This window comes from Mycobacterium dioxanotrophicus (assembly GCF_002157835.1).
Taxonomy (GTDB): domain Bacteria; phylum Actinomycetota; class Actinomycetes; order Mycobacteriales; family Mycobacteriaceae; genus Mycobacterium; species Mycobacterium dioxanotrophicus.
Genome location: NZ_CP020809.1, coordinates 413686 through 436497, shown reverse-complemented (window position 1 = coordinate 436497; position 22812 = coordinate 413686). Strand labels below are relative to the sequence as shown.

The window sequence follows — 22812 nt, the reverse complement described above, 5'->3', positions numbered from 1 at the left end:
CTGCATCACGTTGTCGGAGCGATCTCACCCCAACATCACGATGACATAACAAAGCGGGCAAAGATTAAGAAAACTCCGTCAACGCCCCGTCAGCACGGGGCGCGACGACCGGCCCCGGCGGTCAGAACGGCTTGGTCGGCAGGTACTTCCCGTCGAGCGTGATCACCGCGCGCTCCCCGCCTTCGGGGTCGGCGACCTTCTGCACGTCGAGGCGGAAGTTGATGGCGCTGATGATGCCGTCGCCGAACTGTTCGTGGACGAGCGCCTTCAGAGTGGTGCCGTACACCTGCAGCATCTCGTAGAAGCGGTAGATGGTCGGATCGGTGGGAATGCCTCCGGGAATCGATCCGCGGGTCGGAATGGTCTGCAACAGTTGGGCGGCGCTGCTGTCCAATCCGAGGAGATCGGCGACGGCCACCGCAGCCTCCTGCGGCAGCGCGTGCTGGCCGAGCACTGCGGCGGTGACGAAGGCGACCGAGAACCCGGCCGCGTCGGCAATCTGCTGCCAGGTCAGATCTTTGGCGGTCTTGGCAGCGACGGCTTCGGCCGCCAGGATCTCGCGGGCTGTGGGATCGAATTGTGCGTGCACCATGTGACGTCCTCGCGCTTTCGGGTTGTAGTGACCCGTCGAGCGTGCGCGACCGACCTACATAGCGTCCAATACGTGAAATCCATCAGCACGATCGATTCAGCCAATAGTTGAGTCAGCCCGGTTGAACCTCGGCCCTGGCCATCGCCGCGAACGCGTGCGCGGCCGCCGAGTGATAGGCGGCCCCACGCCGGAGCATCTCGACAGTTCGCGTGGGTAGTTCGGGATACAGTGCCACGGCGTGCAGGTCAGGATGGGCCCGAGTGATCGCGTCCGGCAAGACGGTCGCGATGGACCCGCGGCGCACCACTTCGACCAGCGCGCTGATCGAGTTGGCTTCGATCGCGATCTGCGGGGCCACCTCGCACGCGGCGAAATGGGCATCGATGTGCGTGCGGGTGGCGAAGTCGCGGCTGAGCAATGCGAGTGGCTGAGCCGCCAGCCGGCTCACCGTGACCGAGCCGGATTCGGCGGCGAGAGGGTGCGACGATCCGACCACCAGGCCGAGGTATTCGATGAACAACGGCGAATTGTCGATGCCGGCCGCATGGCTGCCACTGAAGGCCAGCCCCAGGTCAAGACGGTCGGCCAGCAGATCGGCCTCGATGCGGTCCTGAGTGGTCTCGGTGATCGTCAGCGTGATCCCCGGGTATGCGGTGCGGTACCGGTGCACCAGGGGCCCGATCAGGTAGGCGGTGAGGCTGGGCGTCATCGCGATGCGCAGATGGCCCCGGGACAGATCCCGGACGTCGTGCACGGCGCGCTCACCGGCATCGAGATCCCGCAACGCGCTGCGGGCGTGGTCGGCGAACGCCTCGCCGGCATCGGTGAGGCGGACCGCGCGCCCGGAGCGGTCCAGCAGCTGTACCCCGAGAGTCCGCTCAAGTTGGCGGATCTGCTGCGACAGCGTCGGCTGCGATATGTGCAGGGTCTCGGCGGCGCGCGTGAAGTTTCCGTGCTCGGCGACGGCAAGCAGATAACGCACGTGGCGCAGCTCCATGCGTCAACGATAGACACCAGTAATCGCCCTGATGGAGAACGCGTCTTTGCCGCTATCGTCACGGCGCTACTGGGCGCCGGCGCGGACCTCTCGATCCGGGACGGCTTCGGGCGTACCGCCCAGCCGCTCATCGAGAAACTCCGGCGGGTAGTCCTCGAGATCCGCTGTCGCCATGGCGATCTCGTCACGCGCGCTCAGCCGCAACCAGCTCGCCGCACCGACCATGAAGCACAGGAACACCAGTGGATACCAGCCGCTCGCGAGCTGGCCGACCCAAAACGCGCGTAGGTCGATGAAATTCCAGTACACGCCGCTGAAGTACATGGTGGTGTGGTTGCGTCCCGGACGGTGCAGCGTCCACATGAACGTCATCGCCACCAGCACGGCGGCCCGGTAGGCCCACCCTCGGGCCCAGTGCCCTCGTGTCGTGCCCGCTTTCGCCACGAGCCAGAAGAATGCCGGTGCGAACCACACCCAGTGCGCGGCCCAACTGAACGGCGACACCGCGCAGCCCATCAAACCGACAAGCACCACGGCCAGCGCCGGCTCTCCGCGCCGCTGAGCCCACGTCGCGACCGCCAGACCGACGGCAACCACCAGCAGGCTCACGGCAATCCACAGCCACTCCGGGCGGGGATGCGGGGCGAAGTACCGGGCGAGAAATCCGTTGATCGACTGGTTCGCCAGATGATCGAGACGGCTGATGTGGCTGGTATCGCCGAGGTGAGTCCAGAACCAGGTGCTGTCGCGCGGCAGCAGCGGCCAGGTGATCAGCGCGGTGGCACCGAATGTCAGTGTGGCAGTAGCTGATGCCCGCCATTGCCGGGTGAGCAGCAGGTACGGCAGGAACACGAGCGGGGTCAGCTTGATACCCGCGGCGATACCCAAACCTATCCCGCGCCAGCGGGATTCGACGGGACGTAACAGATCGAGCAGCACCAGCGCCATGAGCAGGACGTTGATCTGCCCCCACCACAGCGTCGCCTGCACGGGCTCGAGGTCGATGACGATCACCGCGAGCGCACCGCTCACCACGGCCAACCGGGCATCCGCGCGAAAACCGGCCAGGCGCATGATGCGCCATGCGATGAGCGCCAGCACGCCGATCGACAGCGCCAGGAGGGCGTACTTCGCGACATCGAATCCGAGCCAGGCGAATGGCGCGAGGGCCAGGGTCGCGAAGGGCGGGTAGACGAACCACGCCCCGCGCAGCGCAGGCGTGTCGTACAGACCTCGGCCGTCCCACACCTGGTGCACAGCCGCCCGGTAGGTGTCCAGATCGTAGTTGTTCTCGGTCAACCCGAAGAACTGTGTCTGGAACGGCACCAGGTGGTTGTGCACCACCAACGCCAGCACGGCCATGATGACTGCGCCGCAGACAACACGACGGCGCAGTACCATCCCCCCGCCCACCGGGCTGACTACCGCTGCGGCGCGGCGGTCGGCTTGATCGGCACCGGTAGCGCGCTGTGGCCCATCAGGTAACTGTCGACGCCGGCTGCGGCTGCGCGGCCCTCGGCGATCGCCCACACGATCAGAGACTGTCCGCGCCCCATGTCGCCTGCGACGAACACGCCCGGCTCGGTGGTCTGGAAGTTCTTGTCGCGTGCGACGTTTCCGCGGTCGGTCAGCTCCACGCCCAGCTCGGTCAGCAGGCCCTCACGCTCGGGACCGACGAAGCCCATTGCGAGGAACACGATGTCGGCATCCAGCTCGAAGTCGGAGCCGTCGACCTTCTCGAACTTGCCCGCGGTCATGACGACCTCGTGCACCTTGAGCGAGGTGACCCGCCCGTCGGCGCCGACGAACTGCTCGGTGTTCACCGAGAAGACCCGCTCGCCACCCTCTTCGTGCGCCGAGGACACCCGGAACATCAACGGATAGGTCGGCCAAGGGGTCGAATCAGCGCGGGACTCCGGCGGCCGCGGCATGATCTCGAACTGGTGGATGCTGGCCGCGCCCTGCCGGTGGGCGGTGCCCAGGCAGTCCGCGCCGGTGTCGCCGCCGCCGATGATGACGACCTTCTTGCCCTTGGCCGTGATGGGCGGTTCCCCGTCGGGACCCAGCACATCGTCACCGTTTTGCACGCGGTTGGCCCACGGCAGGTACTCCATGGCCTGGTGGATGCCGTCGAGCTCGCGGCCCGGGATCGGCAGGTCGCGCCACGCCGTCGCACCGCCCGCGAGCACCACTGCATCGAAGTCCTCGCGCAGCTGCTCGACGGTGAGGTCCACGCCGACGTTGACGCCCGTGCGGAACTTCGTGCCTTCGGCCTCCATCTGTTCCAGACGGCGGTCGATGTGGCGCTTCTCCATCTTGAACTCGGGGATGCCGTAGCGCAGCAGCCCGCCGATGCGGTCGGCGCGCTCGAACACCGTCACGTCATGCCCGGCACGGGTCAGCTGCTGCGCCGCGGCCAGCCCTGCGGGGCCGGATCCGACGACGGCAACCTTCTTGCCGGTCAACACATCCGGCGGCAGCGGCTTGACCCAGCCCTGCTCGAAGGCGTTGTCGATGATCTCGACCTCGACCTGCTTGATGGTCACCGGATCCTGGTTGATCCCCAGCACGCACGACGCCTCGCAGGGCGCCGGGCAGAGCCGACCGGTGAACTCCGGGAAGTTGTTGGTCGCGTGCAACCGCTCGATGGCGTCGCGCCAGCGGTCGCGGAACACCAGGTCGTTCCACTCGGGAATCAGGTTCCCCAGCGGACACCCGTTGTGGCAGAAGGGGATACCGCAGTCCATGCACCGGGAGGCCTGGACCTGCAGGGTTTCGTGGGAGAAGTCCTCGTAGACCTCTTTCCAGTCCTGTAGGCGCAGCGGCACCGGCCGCCGGGTCGGCAGTTCGCGTTTGGTGTGCTTGAGGAAGCCGCTCGGATCAGCCACGGGCCGCCGCCATGATCGCATCGTTGACGTCGGAACCGGCGGCTTCGGCCTCGGCGATCGCCGTAAGCACCCGCTTGTAATCCCGCGGCATAACCTTAACGAAGTTCTTCATCTCGCCATCCCAATCGGCCAGGATCCGTTGCCCCACGGCCGAATCCGTCGCGTCGACGTGCGCGGTGATGATGCCGTGCAGCCATTCGCGGTCAGCGTCGTCCAGAGCGTCGAGATCGACCATCTCTGCATTCACGTTCCCCGGCAGCGCGCCCGCCGGGTCGTACACATAGGCCACGCCACCGGACATGCCGGCAGCGAAGTTGCGTCCGGTGGCACCGAGGATGACCACCTTGCCGCCGGTCATGTACTCGCAGCCGTGGTCACCCACGCCCTCGACGACGGCGTGTGCACCCGAGTTGCGCACCGCGAACCGCTCGCCCACCACACCGCGCAGGAAGGCCTGGCCGCTGGTGGCGCCGAACAGGATCACGTTGCCGCCGATGATGTTGCTCTCGGCGATGTAATCCGCCGGGGCGTTCTCCGAGGGCCGCACCACGATCCGGCCACCGGACAGGCCCTTGCCGACGTAGTCGTTGGCGTCGCCGTACACCCGCAGCGTGATGCCCTTGGGCACGAACGCACCGAAGCTGTTGCCGGCCGAACCGTCGAACGTGATGTCGATGGTTCCGTCCGGAAGCCCCTGCCCGCCATACACTTTGGTCACTTCATGGCCCAGCATGGTGCCCACGGTGCGGTTGACGTTGGTGATCTTGGTGGAGAACCGGACCTTCGCGCCGCTGTCCAGCGCCTCACGGCTCTGCACGATGAGCTGCTGATCCAGCGCCTTGTCCAGGCCGTGGTCCTGGCGCGAGCTGCAGTACAGGTCCTGGTTCATGAAGGCCGATTCCGGCTCGTGCAGCACCGGCGCGAGGTCGAGCTTGTAGGCCTTCCAGTGCTCGGCGGCCCGGCTGGTGTCCAGCGCGCCGACCTGGCCGACCATCTCGTTGACGGTGCGGAAGCCCAACTGCGCCATGAGTTCCCGAACTTCCTCGGCGATGAACATGAAGAAGTTCTCGACGAACTCGGGCTTGCCGTTGAACCGCTCGCGCAGCACCGGGTTCTGCGTCGCCACGCCCACCGGGCAGGTGTCGAGGTGGCAGACCCGCATCATGATGCAGCCCGAGACCACCAGCGGTGCGGTGGCGAAACCGAATTCCTCGGCACCGAGCAGTGCGGCGACCACCACGTCGCGGCCCGTCTTGAGCTGACCGTCCACCTGCACGACGATCCGGTCGCGAAGCCCGTTGAGCAGCAACGTCTGCTGCGTCTCGGCCAGGCCAAGCTCCCACGGGGCGCCGGCGTGCTTCTGCGAGGTCAGCGGGGTGGCACCGGTACCGCCGTCGTGCCCGGAGATGAGCACCACGTCGGCGTGGGCCTTGGAGACCCCGGCGGCCACGGTTCCGACGCCGTTCTCACTGACCAGCTTGACATGGATACGGGCGGCCGGGTTGGCGTTCTTCAGGTCGTGGATCAGTTGCGCCAGATCCTCGATCGAGTAGATGTCGTGGTGCGGCGGCGGCGAGATCAGCCCGACGCCCGGCGTCGAATGCCGAACCTCGGCCACCCACGGGTACACCTTGTGCCCCGGAAGCTGTCCGCCCTCACCGGGCTTGGCGCCCTGGGCCATCTTGATCTGGATGTCGGTGCAGTTGGTCAGGTAGTGGCTGGTGACACCGAATCGGGCCGAGGCCACCTGCTTGATGGCACTGCGCCGCCAGTCGCCGTTGGCCTCAGGGTCGAAGCGGTCGACGCTCTCGCCGCCCTCACCCGAGTTGGACCGGCCGCCAAGGCGGTTCATCGCGATGGCGAGCGTCTCGTGGGCCTCGGCCGAGATCGAGCCGTAGCTCATCGCACCGGTGGAGAACCGCTTGACGATCTCGCTGGCCGGCTCGACCTCGTCGATCGAAATCGGCTCCCGCACACCTTCTTTGAACTTCAGCAGACCGCGCAGCGAGGCCATCCGCTCGCTCTGGTCGTCGACCAGCTGGGTGTACTCCTTGAACACCGAGTACTGCCCGGTGCGGGTGGAGTGCTGCAGCTTGAACACCGTGTCTGGGTTGAACAGGTGGTATTCACCCTCGCGCCGCCACTGGTATTCGCCGCCGACCTCGAGCTCGCGGTGCGCCCACTCGTCGGGACGGTCGAGGTACGCCAGCTCGTGCCGGGCCGCCACGTCCGCGGCGATGTCGTCGAGATCGATACCGCCCGTGGGGCAGTGCAATCCGGTGAAGTACTCGTCGAGCACCCGCTGGCTGATGCCGATGGCCTGGAACAGCTGGGCACCGGTGTATGAGGCCAGGGTGGAGATGCCCATCTTGGACATCACCTTCAGCACACCCTTGCCTGCGGCCTTCACGTAGTTCGCCTTGGCCTGGTCACTGGTCAGCCCGGTGATGACGCCGCGGTCGATCATGTCCTCGATGGACTCGAAGGCCATGTACGGGTTGATCGCAGCCGCGCCGAATCCGCACAGCATGGCCATGTGGTGCACCTCGCGGGCGTCGCCGGATTCCACGACGAGGCCGACCTGGGTGCGGGTGCGTTCCCGGACCAGGTGATGGTGCACGGCGGCGACGGACAGCAGCGACGGGATCGGCGCGAGCCATTCGTTGGATTCGCGGTCGGAGAGCACGATGATGCGGGCCCCGTTGCGGATGGCCTGTGACACCTTGGTGCGCACGTCCTCCAGGGCCCGACGCAGGCCGGAGCCACCGTCGGCGACCGGATACAGGCAGCTCACGACCGCGGCCCGCATGCCGTGCTTGCGGCCGCGGATCTCGTGGTCGGGGTCGACGTCGATGAGCTTGGACAGCTCGGCGTTGCGCAGGATCGGCTGCGGCAGCACGATCTGGCGACACGAGTTCTCGTCGGGGTTGAGCAGGTCGCCTTCGGGTCCGATGACACCCTGCAGGCTGGTGACCACCTCTTCGCGGATCGCGTCCAGCGGCGGGTTGGTCACCTGCGCGAAGAGCTGCTGGAAGTAGTCGAACAGCATCCGCGGCCGCTCCGACAGCACGGCGATGGGCGTGTCGGTGCCCATCGAGCCCAGCGCCTCGGCGCCGGTGCGGGCCATGGGGGCGATCAGCAGGTTGAGCTCTTCATAGGTGTAGCCGAAGGCCTGCTGGCGCAGCACCACCCGATGGTGCGGCATCTTGACGTACTTGCCCTGGGGCAGTTCATCGATGTGGAAGAGGCCTGCGTCCAACCAGTCCTGGTAGGGGTGCTCGGCGGCCAGCTCGGCCTTGACCTCTTCGTCGGAGACGATGCGGCCCTGCGCGGTGTCCACCAGGAACATGCGGCCGGGCTGCAGACGCATCTTCTGCACGACGGTCGAGGGGTCCAGGTCCAGCACGCCTGCCTCGGATGCCATGACGACCAGGCCGTCTTCGGTCACCCAGATCCGCGACGGGCGCAGGCCGTTGCGGTCGAGCACGGCGCCCACGATGGTGCCGTCGGTGAAGCACACCGAGGCCGGTCCGTCCCACGGCTCCATGAGCGAGCCGTGGTACTGGTAGAACGCCCGGCGGGCCGGGTCCATCTCGGTGTTGCGCTCCCAGGCTTCGGGAATCATCATCAGCACCGCGTGGTGCAGGGGGCGCCCGCCCAGGTGCAGCAGCTCGAGGACCTCGTCGAACCGGGCGGTGTCCGACGCGCCCGGCGTACACACGGGGAAGATCTTGTTCAGGTCGTTGTGGTACCCGAACACGTCGGTGTGGATGAGCGCCTCACGGGCCCGCATCCAGTTCTCGTTGCCGGTGACGGTGTTGATCTCACCGTTGTGCGCGACGCGGCGGAAGGGGTGCGCCAGCGGCCACGACGGGAACGTGTTGGTGGAGAACCGCGAGTGCACGATGCCCAGCGCGCTCTTCAGCCGCTGATCCTGGAGGTCGAGGTAGAACGCGCGCAGCTGCGGCGTGGTCAGCATGCCCTTGTAGACGATCGTCTTGCCCGAAAGGCTGGGGAAGTACACGGTCTCGCGCCCCGGGCCGTCCTGGCCGGGTCCCTTGGTGCCGAGTTCGTGTTCGGCGCGCTTGCGGATGACGTAGGCGCGGCGCTCCAGCTCCATGCCTTCGGCGCCGCCGATGAAGACCTGACGCAGTGTCGGCATGGCGTCGCGGGCCAGTGCGCCCAGCGAGGAATCGTCGTGCGGGACGTCGCGCCAACCCAGCAGTTGCAGACCCTCGGCCTCGACGATCTTCCCGACCGCCTCGCACGCGAGCTTGGCGTCGCGCGAGGACTGCGGCAGGAAGGCGATGCCCGTCGCGTAGCTGCCCTCGGGCGGAAGTTCGAAGCCTTCCTGCTCCTTGCAGACCGCGCGTAGGAACTCGTCGGGCACCTGCAGCAGGATGCCCGCGCCGTCGCCGGTGTTGGGCTCCGCGCCCGCGGCACCGCGGTGCTCAAGATTCAGCAGCGCGGTGATCGCTTTGTCGACGATGTCGCGAGTACGACGGCCGTGCATGTCCGCGATCATCGCGACGCCGCAGGAGCCGTGTTCGTACGCCGAGTTGTACAACCCGATTTGCTTTGGAGCCATTATCACCTAGCCCTCCAACCACGCTCTCTTACGAGCTGGCGTTAGCCACTCGGCGAGGGAGGCCGTTCGTGCACCACTGAACGACGGCTATGTCCAACACGCCATAAGTGACAAAACAATAGGGCAAACACCGTGCGACATGCCAACTTAGCTAAGCCTAACCAGGTAGCCCGCCCCGCCAATTCCGGTCTTGCCGCCACCTTACGGCACTTCTGAAATACGTTGCGCGCCTTGCTATTTCACGTACCTGTCAAACGGCTGTGAATGGCACGCCACGCACATCCGTGGTCGACCACGGCTCACCTTCATTTGCTACACAGACTTAACGCAGGCGTTATACAGCCGTTATATGGCGAGATTCAGTTTGCAGGAAAGCCTAGTCAGATTCTTAGAGTTTGCTCGCGCGACGTTTTGACCGCGGTTTCGGGCCGCAGATCGAGCTTACGCAGCAGCTGTGCGTTGAGTGCGACCACCACCGTCGACACCGACATCAGGACCGCCCCGACCGACATCGGCATCACGAAACCGATCCCGGCCAGCACGCCGGCCGCCAACGGAACCGCTATCAGGTTGTAACCCGCTGCCCACCAGAGGTTTTGCCGCATCTTTCGGTACGACTGGCGGGACAGTTCGATCACCGACAGCACCGACCGCGGGTCGGAGCTCGCCAGGATCACGCCGGCCGATGCGATCGCCACGTCGGTGCCCGCGCCGATCGCGATTCCGACATCGGCCTGGGCCAGCGCCGGCGCATCGTTGACGCCGTCGCCGACCATCGCGACCGGGCGGCCCTCGTGCTGCAGTTCGGCCACCTTGGCCGCCTTGTCCTGTGGCCGCACCCCGGCGTACACGCGATCGATACCGAGATCGGTCGCGACCGCGGCGGCCACCGATTCGGCGTCACCGGTGATCATCACGACGGTTATGCCCTGCTCCCGCAAGGCATCGACGGTCTGGCGCGATTCCGGACGCACCTCGTCGGCCAGCCCCAGCGCGCCGACCACGTTTCCGTCGACCAGTACGTGCAGCACGGTGGCGCCGTGCCAGCGAGCGGTCTGTTCCAGTGCGGCGTCATCGAGGCCCTCCTGCTCCAGCAGCCGCGGGCCGCCGACCTGCACGTGCCGACCGTCGACCGTCGCGCTGACCCCGACCGCGGGCGATGAACTGAATGCGGTCGCCGCGGGCAGCGACAGCTCACGACGCTGCGCAGCCTGGGCGATCGCCCTGGCCAGCGGGTGTTCGGAGCCAGATTCGGCCGCCGCGGCCAGCGTCAGCAGTTCGTTCTCGGTCAGTCCCGAGGCCACCACCGCCGTCACCGCGGGTTCGCCGCGCGTCAGGGTTCCGGTCTTGTCGAAAAGCACCGCGCCGACCGTGCGCATCGTCTCCAGGGCCAGCCGGTCCTTCACCAACACCCCGCCGCGCGCCGCACGTTCGGTGGCGATGGCCACCACCAGCGGGATCGCCAGGCCCAGAGCGTGCGGGCAGGCGATGACCAGCACGGTGATGGTGCGCACCACGGCCTGGTCGGGTTGGCCCAGCAGGGTCCAGACGGTCGCGGTCAGTACCGCCGCCCCCAGCGCGAACCAGAACAACCATCCCGCGGCCCGGTCGGCCAGCCGCTGGGCCCGCGAGGACGAGTTCATCGCGTCGTCGACAAGTCGCTGAATACCGGCCAGCGCGGTGTCGTCGCCGACTGCCGTCACGCTGATCCGCAACCCCGAGTCGGTGGCCACCGTGCCGGCGATGACGTCGTCTCCCACACTGCGGCGTACCGGACGCGATTCGCCGGTCACCATGGATTCGTCCATGTCGGCCGCGCCGTCGACGATGCGGCCGTCGACGGGCACGCTGCCACCGGGCCGGACCAGCACCACGTCGCCCACCCGCAACTCATCCGGGGTGACCGTGACGACGCGCTCGGGATCACCCTCGACGCGTTCGGCTTCGTCGGGCAGCAAGGCGGCCAGTGAATCCAGTGCGGACGTGGTCTGGGCCAGCGATCGCATCTCGATCCAGTGCCCGAGCAGCATGATGACGATCAGCAGCGCCAGCTCCCACCAGAAGTCCAGCTGGTGGTGTACCAACCCGAGGCTGGCTCCCCACGAGGCGACGAACGCGACGGTGATGGCCAGGCCGATGAGCAGCATCATCCCCGGCGCGCGGGAACGGATCTCGCTGACTGCGCCGGTGAGAAACGGTCGCCCGCCCCACAGGTACATCACGGTGCCGAGTACCGGCGACACCCAGCCGACGCCGGGCACGTCCGGAGTCGAGTAGCCCAGCAGCATCGCGAACATCGGCGACAGCACCACGGTCGGTACCGCCAGGGCGAGCATGATCCAGAACAGGCTGCGGAACTGGGCGACGTGATCGCCGTGGCCGCCGTGTCCCTCATGCCCGGATTGGCCGTGCTGTGCGTGATCGGTCATATCCATGCCCGTCATGTCCATACCCACACCATATACCCCCAGGGGGTATATGGCCACGGACGTCGGCGTAACTGTTGATCGCAATGCGATATCCGCCGAATACCCCGTTGGGCCGCTTCCAGATCGAAACGCTGGAAGAAGGCCTCGACCGCTGCGTGGCCTCGATCCCGCTCGCGGGGCTGGTGAACCCGCTGACCGGGGCGCCCACCGTCGGCCCGCTGGCCATGCTGGTCGACCACATCGGCGGCCTGGCCAACCACCTGCGCCGCAATCCCGATGAATGGACGGTCACCAGCGAGTTGACCATCGAATTCACCGGCACTGCGACAACTGTCATCGCGGGTGCGGCCGGGGAGCCGGTGATGGCGTCGGCACGGCCGTTCGGCCCCAAAGGCACGACGTCGATGAGCATCTGCGAACTCACGTGTGGCCGCGTCCCGGTGGCCACCGCCACCGTGCGGTCGTTTCACATCCGCGCGCCCGAACATCTCGCGAAGTGGCCGCCGGCCTGCGGTGACACCGACGCGGCCGACGTGCCACCGACGCTGGCCACCCGCCTGGCGGTCGACGTCGCCGAGGGCGGCGGCGCCAAGGTGCTGCGGCAGCTGCAGGACCCGGCGCTGAACAACCTGATCGGCATCGTGCACGGCGGGATATCGGCCACCGCACTGGAATTGGTGGCTTCTGCTGCCGTCAACGACGGCCGGGCGCAGCATCTCCTGCAGACCGCGTCGCTGCGGGTCAACTATCTGCGCCAGTTCTTGGCCGGCGGCGAATCCCGGTATGAGGCAACGACTTTGCGGGTCGGACGCAGCAGCGGCGTGGCGGACGCGAAAGCCGTCGGCGCCGACGGAGAAGTGGCGCTGCTGGCCCGGCTCACGGCGTACCCGGGAACCGCCTAGGTGAGGTGGTCGAACTCCCCGCTGACCCAGCGGATGTGGGTCTCGGCGGACCGGTGCACCACGTCCTTGGCAGCACTGTCGATCTCGTCGCCGCCGAGGGTGTAGAGCCGGTCGTAGTCGTAGGCGTCGAGCCGCGTCACGATGCGCTGCACCACGGCCGCCGACAACGGGATGTGCTTGGGAAAGCTGCGCTGAAACGACACCCAGTTGCGCGCCAACCCGCCGCTGATGGTGTCCCCCGCCAGCAGCGTGCCGTCCGCGGTCACCGCCACCGCACTACCCCGCATGTGTCCTCCGACGTGCACCAGCCGCACGCCGGGCACCGGCTCGACCTCGTCGCGCCACAGCTCGATCAGCAGATCCTGCTGCGGAAGCCATTCCTGGTCAAGGGCATTCACATACACCGGCACCCGGTCGAATGCCCTGCTCCAGCTCAGCTGCGCGCCGAACATGTGCGGGTGGCTGGCCGCGATCGCCGCGACACCGCCGAGCCGGCGCACCAGTTCCACCACATCGTCGTCGAGATAGCTCGGCGCGTCCCACAACAGATTGCCGCCTGCGGTCTGCACCAGGAACGACCGGTGTCCGATCGCGAACCGCGGCACCCGGCGCAGGCTGTGCACGCCGCGCCCGTGATCGGCATATTCGGTGTGATGCGGTTGTGCGGCAAGGGCTTCCAGCGTCGTCCAGGTTCCGTGCGGCGGCAGGTCACCGCGCTCCTCGATCGAGACCACCTCTGAGGTGAGCACGCAGCTGTTCTCCGGCGGGCGGGCATCGGAATGTGGATGTTCGACACCGCAGCCGGTGCATATCCAGGTAGGCATGCATCCCAGGCTGGCACCTCAACCGTCCTTGAGGTCAACCATCGGCCTAGAGCGCACGCAGATTCGGTATCGCCTGCCGGGCGCCCCGCCGCGGATTGCCCGCCATCCCACTGGCATACAGCAATCGCACGGCCCGGTGTCGGTGCGGCCGTAGCGGTTCCAGCAACTCGACCATGGCGGCATCGTCGATCGGGGTACCCAGCAGGCTCAAACCCACCACCGTGGCCAGGTGGTAGTCCCCGACCGAGAGTGCATCGGCGTCGCCGAACACGCGTTGCACGGTCTCGGCGGCTGTCCACTCCCCCACGCCGGGCAGTGAGCGCAGGCCCGCCACCGCCCGGTCGGCCGTGAGCCGCTCCAGCGCGTCGGCCCGCTGGGCACAACCGACGATGGTGCGGGCCCGGCCCGGATCCACGTTGGCCCGGTGAAACTCCCACGACGGGATGCGTCGCCACACCTCTGCACTGGGCGGCACCCGCATCCCGGTGGGCGCGGGGCCGGGCGCCGGGGCGCCGTACCTGCTCACGAGCGCACGCCACGCGCGCCAGGCATCCATGCCGGAGACCCGCTGTTCGATGATCGCCGGAATCAGTGCCTCCAACACCCGCCCGGTGCGGCCCAACCGCAGATGGGGCGTGCGCCGGTAGGCCTCGGCGATGGTCGGCTCGGCAGGGGCGAAGTCGCTGTCGTCATCGGCCGCGCCGAGCAGTTCGGGCAGCCCGTCGAGGAACTCGGCGGAGCCGTCGCCCCAGGCTTCGCATTCGACGGTGTCGGGCGCCGTCTTGACGATTCGCGCGGTCACCGGGCCGGTGCGCATGAGGCTCGTGCGCCAGATCGCGCCGTCGGCCGCGCTGCGATAACACGGATCGCGCCCGCTGCGTTGCAGCGGTGCCAGGGTCAGGCCAGGACTCGCCGGGCCGTCGAATACCACACTGGCGGTCGCCACCCGACCAGGTTATGCACCGACGATGACATCCGCCTTGTCGGTGTAGAAAGCCACCCGTCCGGTGATCTCGGCGACCGCCGGATAGGCCTCTTCATAGGTCCAGATCGCGTCGTCGACGCCGGCGACGTGAAAGTAATGGGCCTCGCCCTTGAAGGGGCAGTACGTGGTGGTGTCACTGCGGGTCAGCGGCGCCACCACGTCGGCCAACGGGATGTACTGGACCGCGGGGTAGGTCGACTCCTGCAGGGTCAACGCGGTGTCGGTCTGGGCGACCACCTCGCCGTTGATCCGGACGGTGACGCGGCGCCCGGTGGGTTCGATGGTGATGGGATGTGCCGCCGTCGGTTGCAGCACCGGTCGGTCTGTCATAGAGATCACAACGCGGGCAGGCGGGCGTCGAATTCCCCGGTTGCCGGGTTGCGTCAGAACCTGGCAGAACGCGCGGGCGGCGCGTTGACTCGACACCGAAACCCGGTGATCGAGGAAAGGCAACGAACACATGCAGCACGCGAAACTCGGCGACCTCGACGTGGCGCGGATCGGCCTGGGCACCATGGGCATGTCTTTCGCCTACGGCAGCACCGACCGTGATGACGACGAGTCCATCCGGACCATCCACCGCGCCATCGACCTGGGCGTCACGCTGATCGACACCGCCGAGGTGTACGGCCCGTACGTCAACGAAGAGCTGGTCGGGCGGGCGCTGGCCGGGCGGCGCGACAAGGTGGTGCTGGCGACCAAGTTCGGCATGATCTCGCATACCGGCCGCGACGGCCTCGACAGCAGCCCGGCCAGCATCCGCACGGCGGTGGAGGGGTCGCTGAGCCGGCTGGGCACCGACCACATCGACCTGTACTACCAGCACCGGCTCGACCCCGGCACGCCCATCGAGGACACCATCGGGACCCTCGCCGAACTGATCACCGAGGGCAAGATCGGGCACATCGGGCTGTCCGAGGTAGGCGTGGCGGCCATCCGCCGGGCCCACGCCGTGCACCCGATCACCGCGCTGCAGTCGGAGTACTCGCTGTTCACGCGTGACCCGGAGGACGGCATCCTCCAGACGCTGCGCGAACTGGGCATCGGCTTCGTGGCCTATTCCCCGTTGGGCCGTGGCTTTCTCACCGGGCAGATCCGGTCCATCGCCGAGCTGGCCGATGACGACACCCGGCGCGACAACCCCCGGTTCAGTGCCGAGAACTTCGAGCGGAACCTGGCCCTCGCGGACCAGGTGCGCACCATCGCCGAACAGGCCGGCGCCACCCCGGGCCAGGTCGCGTTGGCCTGGCTGCTCGCGCAGGGCAGCGACATCGTTCCGATCCCCGGCACCAAACGTGTTGCGCGACTGGAAGAGAACGTCGCGGCCGATGCCGTCCACCTGACTGCCGAGCAACTGGCCACGCTCGACCGGCTGACCCCACCGGCCGGGGCCCATCACACCGAGGCGCAGATGCAGATGATCGATCGCACCCGCTGACTACGATCGAGCCCATGACAGCTTCCGCGCCGGCCTCGGTGACTGCTTCCGTGTCGATCGGCGCCGATCCCGCAACGGTGTACGCACTCATCACCGACCTGCCGACACTGGCGTCGTTGGCCGAGGAGGCGCAGGAGATGCAGTGGAAGAAGGGCGATTCGGCCACGCCCGGTTCGGTGTTCGTCGGCCAGAACCGCAACGGCTCACGCACGTGGTCCACCACCTGCACGGTCACCGCCGCCGACCCCGGCAAGACGTTCGCGTTCGACGTGAAGTCGCTGGTGTTCCCGGTGGCGCACTGGCGCTATGACATCGCCGCGACCGATACCGGCTGCACCGTCACCGAGTCCACGTGGGACCGGCGCGCGGGGTGGTTCAAGGTCGTCGGCGGACTGGCTACCGGGGTTTCGGACCGGGACGGCGCCAACGCCGAGCACATCAAGCGGACGCTGGAGCGGCTCAAGGAACGCGCCGAACGGTGACCGCTCAGTGCGGTTTGCCGGTGATGACGTCGGCGACCCGCGCGATCGGCGACGTCGACGCCCGGCCGCCGGCCTCATGCCGGTCGGCCAGCTTGTAGGCGATGTAAAGGCCGCGCACGCCGAGCCAGCGCAGCGGTTCGGGTTCCCAGGTGCGTGACTGGTGCCCGACCCACGGCAGCGCGGTGTTGGGGGTGTCGTGGCCGAGCACCAGATCGGCCAGGGTGCGGCCGGCCAGGTTGGTCGCGGTCACACCGTGGCCGACATAGCCACCGGCCCAACCCAATCCGGTGGTTCGATCGAGCGCCAACCCGGCCTGCCAGTCGCGCGGCACGGCCAGCACCCCGCACCAGCCGTGGGCGATCGGGATGTCGCGGACCTGCGGCAGGATCGAGTGCAGCAAGTCGGTCAACTGCCGGATGGTCTTGCCCGGCACCCGGCCGTTCTTGTCGGTGCGCGACGCATAGCGATACGGCACGCTGCGGCCGCCGATGGCGATGCGGTTGTCGACGGTGCGCTGCGCGTAGAAGAATCCGTGCGCGGCGTCACCGACGGTTTCTTTTTCCTCCCAACCGATCTCGTCCCATCGGTCGGCAGGGATCGGCTCGGTGGCGATCATCGAACTGTTCATCGGCAGCCATCTCCTGCGCAGCCCGGGTAGCGCAGGCGTGAATCCTTCGGTGGCGCGCAGCACAATGGGGGCACGCACGGTTCCGCCTGCGGTGACGGCCTTTCCCGCGACGATGTCGGTGACCGGGGACTGTTCGTAGATCATCACGCCGAGCCGTTCGACCGTGTCGGCAAGACCGCGTGCCAGGCGGGCCGGTTGAATCCGGGCACAGTGCGGTGTGTGGTACGCCGACGCCAGCCCTGCTATCCGGATACGTTGTGCTGCTTGTTCTTTGGTCAGTTCGGTGACGTCGTTGCCCCACCGGCGTTCCTCGGCAGCGGCACGGGCCAGGCGGGCGGCCTGCGCCGGGTTGCGGGCGATCTCCAGGTTTCCGCCCTTGACGGCGCCCGCGTCGATGCCTTCCCGGTCGGCGACGGCGATGACTTCGTCGACGGCATCGTTGAGCGCCCGCTGCCATGCCAGGACTTGTTCGCGACCATGGGTTTTCGCCAGTTTGTGCCGGTCGCCGGGGGCCAGGCCCGAGAGCCATCCGCCGTTGCGGCCCGACGCACCGAATCCGGCGAACCGCGCCTCCAGGACCGTGATCCGCAGGGTGGGGTCGGCCTGCTTCAGGTAGTAGGCCGTCCACAACCCGGTGTAGCCGGCGCCGACGATGCACACGTCGGCGTCACGGTCACCGCCGATCGCGGGCCGGTAGGCCGGCAGCTCGTCGAACCAGTGGGAGACGCGGCCGTTCACCGGATTGGAGATCGCGTTGGGCATCGCCAGATTCTGCCAGGACTTGTCGTCGCGCGGGCCCCGAAATCCAGGTGAACATAGTTGTTTCTGCCATTCGCCGGTCAATTTCTGCCAGCGGAATTATCCCTCTGACCACTGTGTTTGGACAGTCAGAACGGCACGGACCATCCGGAGCCGGAGGTAAAGAGGGAGACAGAGATGAAGAAGTTCGGGATTGCCGTCATCACCGCAAGCGCACTGGGCACCGGCCTGCTGGGCTTGGCAGGCCAAACGCAGGCCGCCGTTCCCGCTGCAGCGTCGTCGACGATCATCTCGACCGGTGTCGATCACCTGGGCTGGCTGGATCAGATCCAGCCGAAGGTGAATGTCCCCAGCGTCGACAACACGGTGCGCCACAGCGGCCGCTGACGGTACGCAGTCAGGAGGGGCATCCCGCACGGGGTGCCCCTTTTCTCGTTGTGAATGCCTCAGAACGCGTAGCGGTGATACTGGGCCATGTACCGCAACGCGGGCAGCGTCCCCATCGCTTTCACGGTCCACCGGTAGTACCAGACCACGTGGTCGAACGAGTCGTCGTCGAACGGTGACGCCCAGGCCAGCAGCCGGGTGCCAGGGACAGCCTTGAGGATGTCCTCGGGCTTGTTGATGGCCCAGTGCAGGTGGGCTCCGGCTCGACGCACGACGGCGTTGGTCCAATCACCCTTGATGCCCCACCGGTTGAATGCGTCGAATTGCAGCTCGCCGGAATCGAAGTGGTCCACGACTCTGCGCAGCAGGGCGATGCCGTCCTGCTCGGTGAGGTACATGGTGAGGCCCTCGGCGATCATCAGCGTGGGCCGTCCGGCCGGAATGTCCTGCAGCCATGTGGGATCCGTCACAGATGCGGGGATGACGTGATAGTGCTCGGCGGCCGGGTACAGCTGGGTGCGCAACCGCGCGACGTCGGGATAGTCGATGTCGTACCACTCGACACCAGGGCCGGGAGCCAGCCGGAAGAACCGGCTGTCGAGTCCGCAGCCCAGGTGCAGCACGACCGCCTCGGGATGGGTCGCCAGGAATTGCCGGGCCCACCGGTCGAAGTGTGCGCTGCGGGTGGTCACCGCGGGCGACTTCGTCGCCGTGATGGTGGTCCGACTCCAGTCGTAATCGATGCGGTCGACGATGTCCCTGGCCCAGGTGTCGTGCAGGATCGAGTTGGGCAGGTCGGCGTCGAGCGCCTTGGCGTAGAACGTCGCGAGCATGGTCTGCGGCGCGCCGCGCAGGTCGACCTTGAGCTTGTCGGTCATGCCCGTCAGGCTAGCCCGGTAATACGGTTGCAGCACAAGCCTTTAACGCCTACCGGCGTGGCGTTCAGCCTTGCTTCGCGGCGCGTCTGGCCGCGCGCACACCCACCCAGAACTGAGCCGCCTCCCGCACGGAATCCTCGACCGGTCCTGGGCGCCAACCGAGTTCACGTTCAGCCTTGCCATGGTCGACAGGCGCCTCGGCACGCATCAGCCGCAGCGATGCCAGCGACATCTGCTCTTCGGTGCCCTTGAGCCTGCCTTTGATCGTGCCGATGGTGGCCAGCGCGTAGGTGAGCGGCAACGGGATGGTTTTCGCCGGCGGCGCGACACCGGCGGCGTCGGCGGCGATGCGGGCCACCTCGGCGTTGCTGATCATCTTCGCCGAGATGAGGTAGCGCTCGCCGATGCGCCCCTTCTCCGCAGCCAGGATCAGCGCCCGTGCGGCGTCGTTGACGCCGACGGCTTCCAGCTCGATGCCGCTCATCACGAACGGCAGCTTGCCGAACGCGGCACCCGCGATGATCGCGCCGTGCGGGGTGCGACCCCAGTCGCGGCCGCCGTAGGTGGTGGATACGCACATCGCGACCGCGGGCAGTCCGCGCTCGCGGGCGTACTGCAGCACCAGGTTCTCGGCCTGTACACGGGACCGCACGTACGGGGTGAGGCGTTTGATCTGGTTCGGGCCGATGACGTCGTCTTCGGTGGACACCCGGGCCTGATTTGCTCCTCGCGTCCGCCGGTTACGCCGCCGGTCCACCGTGGCATAGCTGCTCGTGAAGACGAAACATCGTAACCCAGCGGCGATTTCAGGTTCGACGGCGACATCGAGCACGTTGCGGGTGCCCTCGACGTTGGTCCGGAACAGCGGCGCCGGGTCGCGCAGCCAGCCGCGGGTGTCGACGACGCAGTAGTAGATGACGTCGGCGCCGGTCATCGCCTCGCGCAGCACATCGTTGTCCCAGATGTCGCCGAGAAACCGGGTGACGTCGAGATCGTCGATGCCGATCGTGTTGGCGCCGGGCCGCACCATCACCCGGACGTCTTCGCCCGCCTCGACGAGCTGGCGGGTGACGTGCGAGCCCAGGTAGCCGTTGGCGCCGATGACCAGTGCCGTCATGCCTGCCGTCCCATCTTCTCCATCCGCTGCATCCATTGCGCTGCCTCGTCGCTCAGCGTGCCGAGCTCGGCGGCTTTGCGGCACCACTTCATCGAGGCGGACACGAACCGCAGCGGGTTGTAGATGTCCTCCTGGCGGGACCACATCCCGTCGCCGGCGTAGGTGATGATCGAGATGTTGGTGGCACTGATGATGGTGGCGTCGCCGGGGTCGACCATCGGGTTGTCCAGTTCGCAGATGATCCGCCCGGTCGGTTCGTCGATCACGTGCCACAGGGCCGGGAACGCCGTCATGTAGCTGCCCGGGAAGCTCGTCATGGTCTTCCAGATCCAGGACCGCACCTCGTCGCGGCCCGTCATGGTGCCCGCGGCGTGCTCGATGTACTCGACGTCGTGGGTGTAGTGCTCCACCCACACGTCCCAGTCCTTGGTGGTGGCGGCGCGGTCCACGGTTTTTTCGAAGGTCGCGAACGCCGCGGCCAGCTCCTCGCGGCTGAACGTCTTGCTCACCCAAGAACTAGAACACGTTCTACCACTCGACGGCAAGCACTTTCCGGTCCCCCAGCGGCGCGGACAGCGGCACGTCCACGGTGCCACGGACCGCCAGCGCGATACACATTCGTCCCACCGATTCCGGTGGCGTGCCGCCACGCAGATCCACGGTGACGGTCTGGTCGGTCTCCTGCGCGGCGACGTGCACACCGAAGCAGTCGGGGGTGCCAGCGGTGAAATTCACCGCGAGGCCCTCACCGCTGCGCGTCCAGGAGTCGATGCGGGTGACATGCGGGGCGACGATGGCCGGATTGTCGACGAAGACCGTGCGCGCCGCGTCCGGCGCCACCTCCGGCACGGCCGTCGGCTCCGCGGCGGCCCGTCCGGCCCCGGCGGTCAGGAGTAAACCGGCCAGAGCTGCGGTTACAGCTATGCGCATGGGTCCCACCGTAGCGCCGGAGCACAATGGGACCCACCGGCCCGACAGACCCTCTTGAAGGAGCGAGCGCAATGAGCAACTACTCCACGGCAATCCTCGCGGGCGGCTGCTTCTGGGGCATGCAGGATCTGATCCGCAAGCAGCCGGGCGTGGTGTCGACGCGGGTGGGCTATACCGGTGGGCGCAACGATCACCCCACCTACCGCAACCATCCGGGCCACGCCGAGGCCGTCGAGATCGTCTACGACCCCGCCAAGACCGACTATCGGGCCTTGCTGGAGTTCTTCTTCCAGATTCACGATCCGAGCACCAAGGACCGGCAGGGCAACGACGTCGGCACCAGCTACCGGTCGGCGATTTTCTACCTCGACGACGAGCAGAAGCGCGTCGCGCTGGACACCATCGCCGACGTTGACGCGTCGGGGTTGTGGCCGGGCAAGGTGGTCACCGAGGTCACGCCCGCGGTCGATTTCTGGGAGGCCGAGCCCGAGCACCAGGACTACCTGCAGCACTTCCCCAATGGCTACACCTGCCACTTCCCGCGGCCGGGCTGGAAGCTGCCGAAGCGGCAGACCGCCAGCCAGTAACCGCTACTGCCCCAACGCAGTGGCGCGCCGGTGCACGACGACCCGGCCGCCCGACTTCGGGGTGTAGGCCACCCCGCGCGAGTGCACCTTCTCGCCGGGTGCGGTGGTGGTTTCGATGACGAAGTGCCGCAACACCGTTCGCAGCACGACATCCATCTCGACGTTGGCGAACGCCGCGCCAACGCACCGCCGGGTGCCGCCGCCGAACGGTATCCAGCCCAGGCCGGGACGGCTGCCGACGAACCGCTGCGGGTCGAACCGGTCCGGGTCGGGGAACTCGTCGGGGCGTTCCTGGATCGCGGCGAGCGCGACGATCACCGAGTAGCCGCGCGGGATCGCCCAGTCGCCGAGTTCGAATGCGGGCGCGTAGACGTGGCGACCGGCGAAATCGATGACGGTGCGGACTCGCTGGATCTCCAGGATGGTCGCCTGGCGGTACTCGTTGCCGTCGGTCGCGGCTTCGGCGACCAGTTCGGCGAGCACGTCGGGGTGACGGCTGATGCGTTCGAACGCCCACCCCAGCGTGGATGCGGTGGTTTCGTGGCCGGCGGCAAGCAGCGTCAGCAGCTCGTCACCGATGTCCTTGCGGGACATGGCCGAACCGTCCTCGTAGGTGCTGCGCAGCAGCAGCGCGAGGATGTCGTCGCGGTGCTCGAAATCGGGGTCGGATTCGATCCGTTCGATCAGCTGGTCGATCACCGCGTCGTACTGGCTGCGGTATCTGGCGAGCCGCGCCCATGGGCTGAACCGGCCGTAGTCGCGCGTCGGGTTGGGCAGCACCGCGAGCCGTGATCCGAGGGTCACCCAGGGCGGGATGATGCGCCGCAGTTCGTCGAGTTGTTCGCCGTCGGCGCCGAACACCGCCCGCAGGATGGCGTTGAGCGTGATGCGCATCATCGGTTCGAGGGTTTCGAATTCTCTGCCCTCCGGCCAGTTCGCCGACTCGCGCAGGGTTTCCTCTTCGAAGATGGCCTCATAGTTGCGGATGCTCTTGCCGTGGAACGGCGGCGTCAGCAGCTTGCGGCGGCGCCGGTGGTCGGTGCCGTCGAGCGCGAAGACCGAACCGGAGCCGAGGATGCGGCTCAGGTTGGGCTGGACGTTGCCGACGTCCTCGGTGTTGGCCTGGAACAGCTGCTTGGCCAGTTGCGGCTCGGCGACGATGACCGTGCGGCCGAACATCGGCAGCCGCAGGGTGAAGATGTCGCCATAGCGCCGGGAGATCCGCTTGACCATCCACCGCCGGGCGAGCGCGTACCCCGCGCCCTGCAGCACGACGGGAATCCGGGGACCCGGCGGAATACGCGCCTCGGTGATTTCGGGTTGTACGACGGTCACTGTTTCGGTCATGCCATCTCCAGCCACATGTTGGTACTGCGGTGTACCACTAACGTGTGTAGTACG

The 22812-nt window shown here is 67.4% G+C and carries 20 protein-coding genes; 5 read left to right on the top strand and 15 right to left on the bottom strand.

Annotated features, from left to right (window positions below; genetic code table 11):
• Window positions 1-121: 121 nt before the first annotated feature.
• The 6 genes from cynS to BTO20_RS01950 all read right to left on the bottom strand — a co-directional run bounded on the left by cynS (window position 122) and on the right by BTO20_RS01950 (window position 11515).
• Window positions 122-592 carry a cyanase gene (gene cynS / locus BTO20_RS01975; protein WP_087072929.1) on the bottom strand — a complete coding sequence of 157 codons (471 nt, stop codon included), beginning with the start codon at window positions 590-592 and terminating at the stop codon, window positions 122-124.
• A gap of 112 nt (window positions 593-704) precedes the next feature.
• Window positions 705-1589 carry a transcriptional regulator CynR gene (gene cynR, locus BTO20_RS01970; protein WP_087072927.1) on the bottom strand — a complete coding sequence of 295 codons (885 nt, stop codon included), beginning with the start codon at window positions 1587-1589 and terminating at the stop codon, window positions 705-707.
• A gap of 66 nt (window positions 1590-1655) precedes the next feature.
• Window positions 1656-2990 carry a glycosyltransferase 87 family protein gene (locus BTO20_RS01965; RefSeq protein ID WP_087072925.1) on the bottom strand — a complete coding sequence of 445 codons (1335 nt, stop codon included), beginning with the start codon at window positions 2988-2990 and terminating at the stop codon, window positions 1656-1658.
• Between the two features lie 20 nt (window positions 2991-3010).
• Entirely contained in the window at window positions 3011-4477 is a 1467-nt protein-coding gene (locus BTO20_RS01960; RefSeq protein WP_087072923.1) for a glutamate synthase subunit beta, read from the bottom strand.
• Window positions 4470-9065: a glutamate synthase large subunit gene (gene gltB, locus BTO20_RS01955; RefSeq protein ID WP_087072921.1), complete on the bottom strand. Its 4596-nt coding sequence runs from the start codon at window positions 9063-9065 to the stop codon at window positions 4470-4472. The genes BTO20_RS01960 and gltB overlap by 8 nt, the downstream gene beginning before the upstream one ends.
• Before the next feature lie 380 nt (window positions 9066-9445).
• On the bottom strand, window positions 9446-11515 hold the full coding sequence (locus BTO20_RS01950; RefSeq protein ID WP_232491012.1) for a heavy metal translocating P-type ATPase: 2070 nt from the start codon (window positions 11513-11515) through the stop codon (window positions 9446-9448).
• Window positions 11516-11577: 62 nt separating this feature from the next.
• Between BTO20_RS01950 and BTO20_RS01945 the strand changes: the two genes are divergently transcribed.
• Window positions 11578-12396, top strand: coding sequence for a PaaI family thioesterase (locus BTO20_RS01945; RefSeq protein ID WP_087072919.1), 819 nt, complete (start codon window positions 11578-11580; stop codon window positions 12394-12396).
• Here the strand turns inward: BTO20_RS01945 and BTO20_RS01940 are convergent.
• From BTO20_RS01940 to BTO20_RS01930, 3 genes are read right to left on the bottom strand one after another with little or no spacing between them, the layout of a single operon-like run.
• The gene (locus BTO20_RS01940) at window positions 12393-13220 is read right to left on the bottom strand and encodes an MBL fold metallo-hydrolase (RefSeq protein ID WP_198344224.1); all 828 of its coding nucleotides are present in this window, start codon (window positions 13218-13220) and stop codon (window positions 12393-12395) included. The genes BTO20_RS01945 and BTO20_RS01940 overlap by 4 nt on opposite strands.
• Window positions 13221-13266: 46 nt before the next feature.
• Window positions 13267-14166, bottom strand: coding sequence for a DNA-3-methyladenine glycosylase family protein (locus BTO20_RS01935; RefSeq protein ID WP_198344223.1), 900 nt, complete (start codon window positions 14164-14166; stop codon window positions 13267-13269).
• Window positions 14167-14175: 9 nt separating this feature from the next.
• On the bottom strand, window positions 14176-14535 hold the full coding sequence (locus BTO20_RS01930) for a DUF427 domain-containing protein (protein WP_087072917.1): 360 nt from the start codon (window positions 14533-14535) through the stop codon (window positions 14176-14178).
• A 130-nt stretch (window positions 14536-14665) separates the two neighbouring features.
• On the opposite strand from BTO20_RS01930, the gene BTO20_RS01925 reads away from it, so the two are divergent.
• Both BTO20_RS01925 and BTO20_RS01920 read left to right on the top strand, forming a co-directional pair.
• Complete coding sequence (locus BTO20_RS01925; RefSeq protein ID WP_087072914.1) at window positions 14666-15643, top strand: aldo/keto reductase; 978 nt, start codon at window positions 14666-14668, stop codon at window positions 15641-15643.
• Between the two features lie 14 nt (window positions 15644-15657).
• Entirely contained in the window at window positions 15658-16125 is a 468-nt protein-coding gene (locus tag BTO20_RS01920) for an SRPBCC family protein (RefSeq protein WP_087072912.1), read from the top strand.
• Between the two features lie 4 nt (window positions 16126-16129).
• Here BTO20_RS01920 and BTO20_RS01915 read toward each other — a convergent pair whose 3' ends face one another.
• Window positions 16130-17515: an NAD(P)/FAD-dependent oxidoreductase gene (locus BTO20_RS01915; RefSeq protein ID WP_087072910.1), complete on the bottom strand. Its 1386-nt coding sequence runs from the start codon at window positions 17513-17515 to the stop codon at window positions 16130-16132.
• Window positions 17516-17689: 174 nt separating this feature from the next.
• On the opposite strand from BTO20_RS01915, the gene BTO20_RS01910 reads away from it, so the two are divergent.
• Complete coding sequence (locus BTO20_RS01910) at window positions 17690-17899, top strand: hypothetical protein (protein ID WP_087072908.1); 210 nt, start codon at window positions 17690-17692, stop codon at window positions 17897-17899.
• Window positions 17900-17958: 59 nt separating this feature from the next.
• On the opposite strand, the gene BTO20_RS01905 is transcribed toward BTO20_RS01910, so the two are convergent.
• The 4 genes from BTO20_RS01905 to BTO20_RS01890 form a co-directional block, all read right to left on the bottom strand.
• Window positions 17959-18777, bottom strand: a complete 819-nt coding sequence (locus tag BTO20_RS01905; RefSeq protein WP_087072906.1) for a class I SAM-dependent methyltransferase — start codon at window positions 18775-18777, stop codon at window positions 17959-17961.
• Window positions 18778-18841: 64 nt separating this feature from the next.
• The gene (locus BTO20_RS01900; protein WP_087072904.1) at window positions 18842-19894 is read right to left on the bottom strand and encodes an NAD-dependent epimerase/dehydratase family protein; all 1053 of its coding nucleotides are present in this window, start codon (window positions 19892-19894) and stop codon (window positions 18842-18844) included.
• The gene (locus tag BTO20_RS01895) at window positions 19891-20403 is read right to left on the bottom strand and encodes a nuclear transport factor 2 family protein (protein ID WP_087072902.1); all 513 of its coding nucleotides are present in this window, start codon (window positions 20401-20403) and stop codon (window positions 19891-19893) included. Before BTO20_RS01895 ends, BTO20_RS01900 begins: the two co-directional genes overlap by 4 nt.
• 19 nt (window positions 20404-20422) lie before the next feature.
• Window positions 20423-20824: a hypothetical protein gene (locus BTO20_RS01890; protein ID WP_232491011.1), complete on the bottom strand. Its 402-nt coding sequence runs from the start codon at window positions 20822-20824 to the stop codon at window positions 20423-20425.
• Between the two features lie 71 nt (window positions 20825-20895).
• Between BTO20_RS01890 and msrA the strand changes: the two genes are divergently transcribed.
• Window positions 20896-21411 (top strand): peptide-methionine (S)-S-oxide reductase MsrA, encoded by a 516-nt coding sequence (gene msrA, locus BTO20_RS01885; protein ID WP_064943378.1) that lies wholly within the window; start codon window positions 20896-20898, stop codon window positions 21409-21411.
• A gap of 3 nt (window positions 21412-21414) precedes the next feature.
• Here the strand turns inward: msrA and BTO20_RS01880 are convergent, their stop codons facing one another.
• A complete protein-coding gene (locus BTO20_RS01880) occupies window positions 21415-22758 on the bottom strand; it encodes a cytochrome P450 (protein WP_087072900.1) in 1344 nt (447 codons plus the stop codon).
• Between the last annotated feature and the right edge of the window lie 54 nt (window positions 22759-22812).

Excerpts from the sequence above, each read along its gene's own strand:
- BTO20_RS01915 (WP_087072910.1), bottom strand. The coding sequence starts at position 17,515 with ATGCCCAACGCGATCTCCAATCCGGTGAACGGCCGCGTCTCCCACTGG.
- BTO20_RS01945 (WP_087072919.1), top strand. The coding sequence starts at position 11,578 with ATGCGATATCCGCCGAATACCCCGTTGGGCCGCTTCCAGATCGAAACG.
- BTO20_RS01890 (WP_232491011.1), bottom strand. The coding sequence starts at position 20,824 with ATGCGCATAGCTGTAACCGCAGCTCTGGCCGGTTTACTCCTGACCGCC.
- BTO20_RS01905 (WP_087072906.1), bottom strand. The coding sequence starts at position 18,777 with ATGACCGACAAGCTCAAGGTCGACCTGCGCGGCGCGCCGCAGACCATG.
- cynR (WP_087072927.1), bottom strand. The coding sequence starts at position 1,589 with ATGGAGCTGCGCCACGTGCGTTATCTGCTTGCCGTCGCCGAGCACGGA.
- BTO20_RS01920 (WP_087072912.1), top strand. The coding sequence starts at position 15,658 with ATGACAGCTTCCGCGCCGGCCTCGGTGACTGCTTCCGTGTCGATCGGC.
- cynS (WP_087072929.1), bottom strand. The coding sequence starts at position 592 with ATGGTGCACGCACAATTCGATCCCACAGCCCGCGAGATCCTGGCGGCC.
- BTO20_RS01880 (WP_087072900.1), bottom strand. The coding sequence starts at position 22,758 with ATGACCGAAACAGTGACCGTCGTACAACCCGAAATCACCGAGGCGCGT.
- BTO20_RS01925 (WP_087072914.1), top strand. The coding sequence starts at position 14,666 with ATGCAGCACGCGAAACTCGGCGACCTCGACGTGGCGCGGATCGGCCTG.
- BTO20_RS01965 (WP_087072925.1), bottom strand. The coding sequence starts at position 2,990 with ATGGTACTGCGCCGTCGTGTTGTCTGCGGCGCAGTCATCATGGCCGTG.
- BTO20_RS01950 (WP_232491012.1), bottom strand. The coding sequence starts at position 11,515 with ATGGACATGACGGGCATGGATATGACCGATCACGCACAGCACGGCCAA.
- BTO20_RS01900 (WP_087072904.1), bottom strand. The coding sequence starts at position 19,894 with ATGACGGCACTGGTCATCGGCGCCAACGGCTACCTGGGCTCGCACGTC.
- BTO20_RS01940 (WP_198344224.1), bottom strand. The coding sequence starts at position 13,220 with ATGCCTACCTGGATATGCACCGGCTGCGGTGTCGAACATCCACATTCC.
- BTO20_RS01910 (WP_087072908.1), top strand. The coding sequence starts at position 17,690 with ATGAAGAAGTTCGGGATTGCCGTCATCACCGCAAGCGCACTGGGCACC.
- msrA (WP_064943378.1), top strand. The coding sequence starts at position 20,896 with ATGAGCAACTACTCCACGGCAATCCTCGCGGGCGGCTGCTTCTGGGGC.
- gltB (WP_087072921.1), bottom strand. The coding sequence starts at position 9,065 with ATGGCTCCAAAGCAAATCGGGTTGTACAACTCGGCGTACGAACACGGC.
- BTO20_RS01930 (WP_087072917.1), bottom strand. The coding sequence starts at position 14,535 with ATGACAGACCGACCGGTGCTGCAACCGACGGCGGCACATCCCATCACC.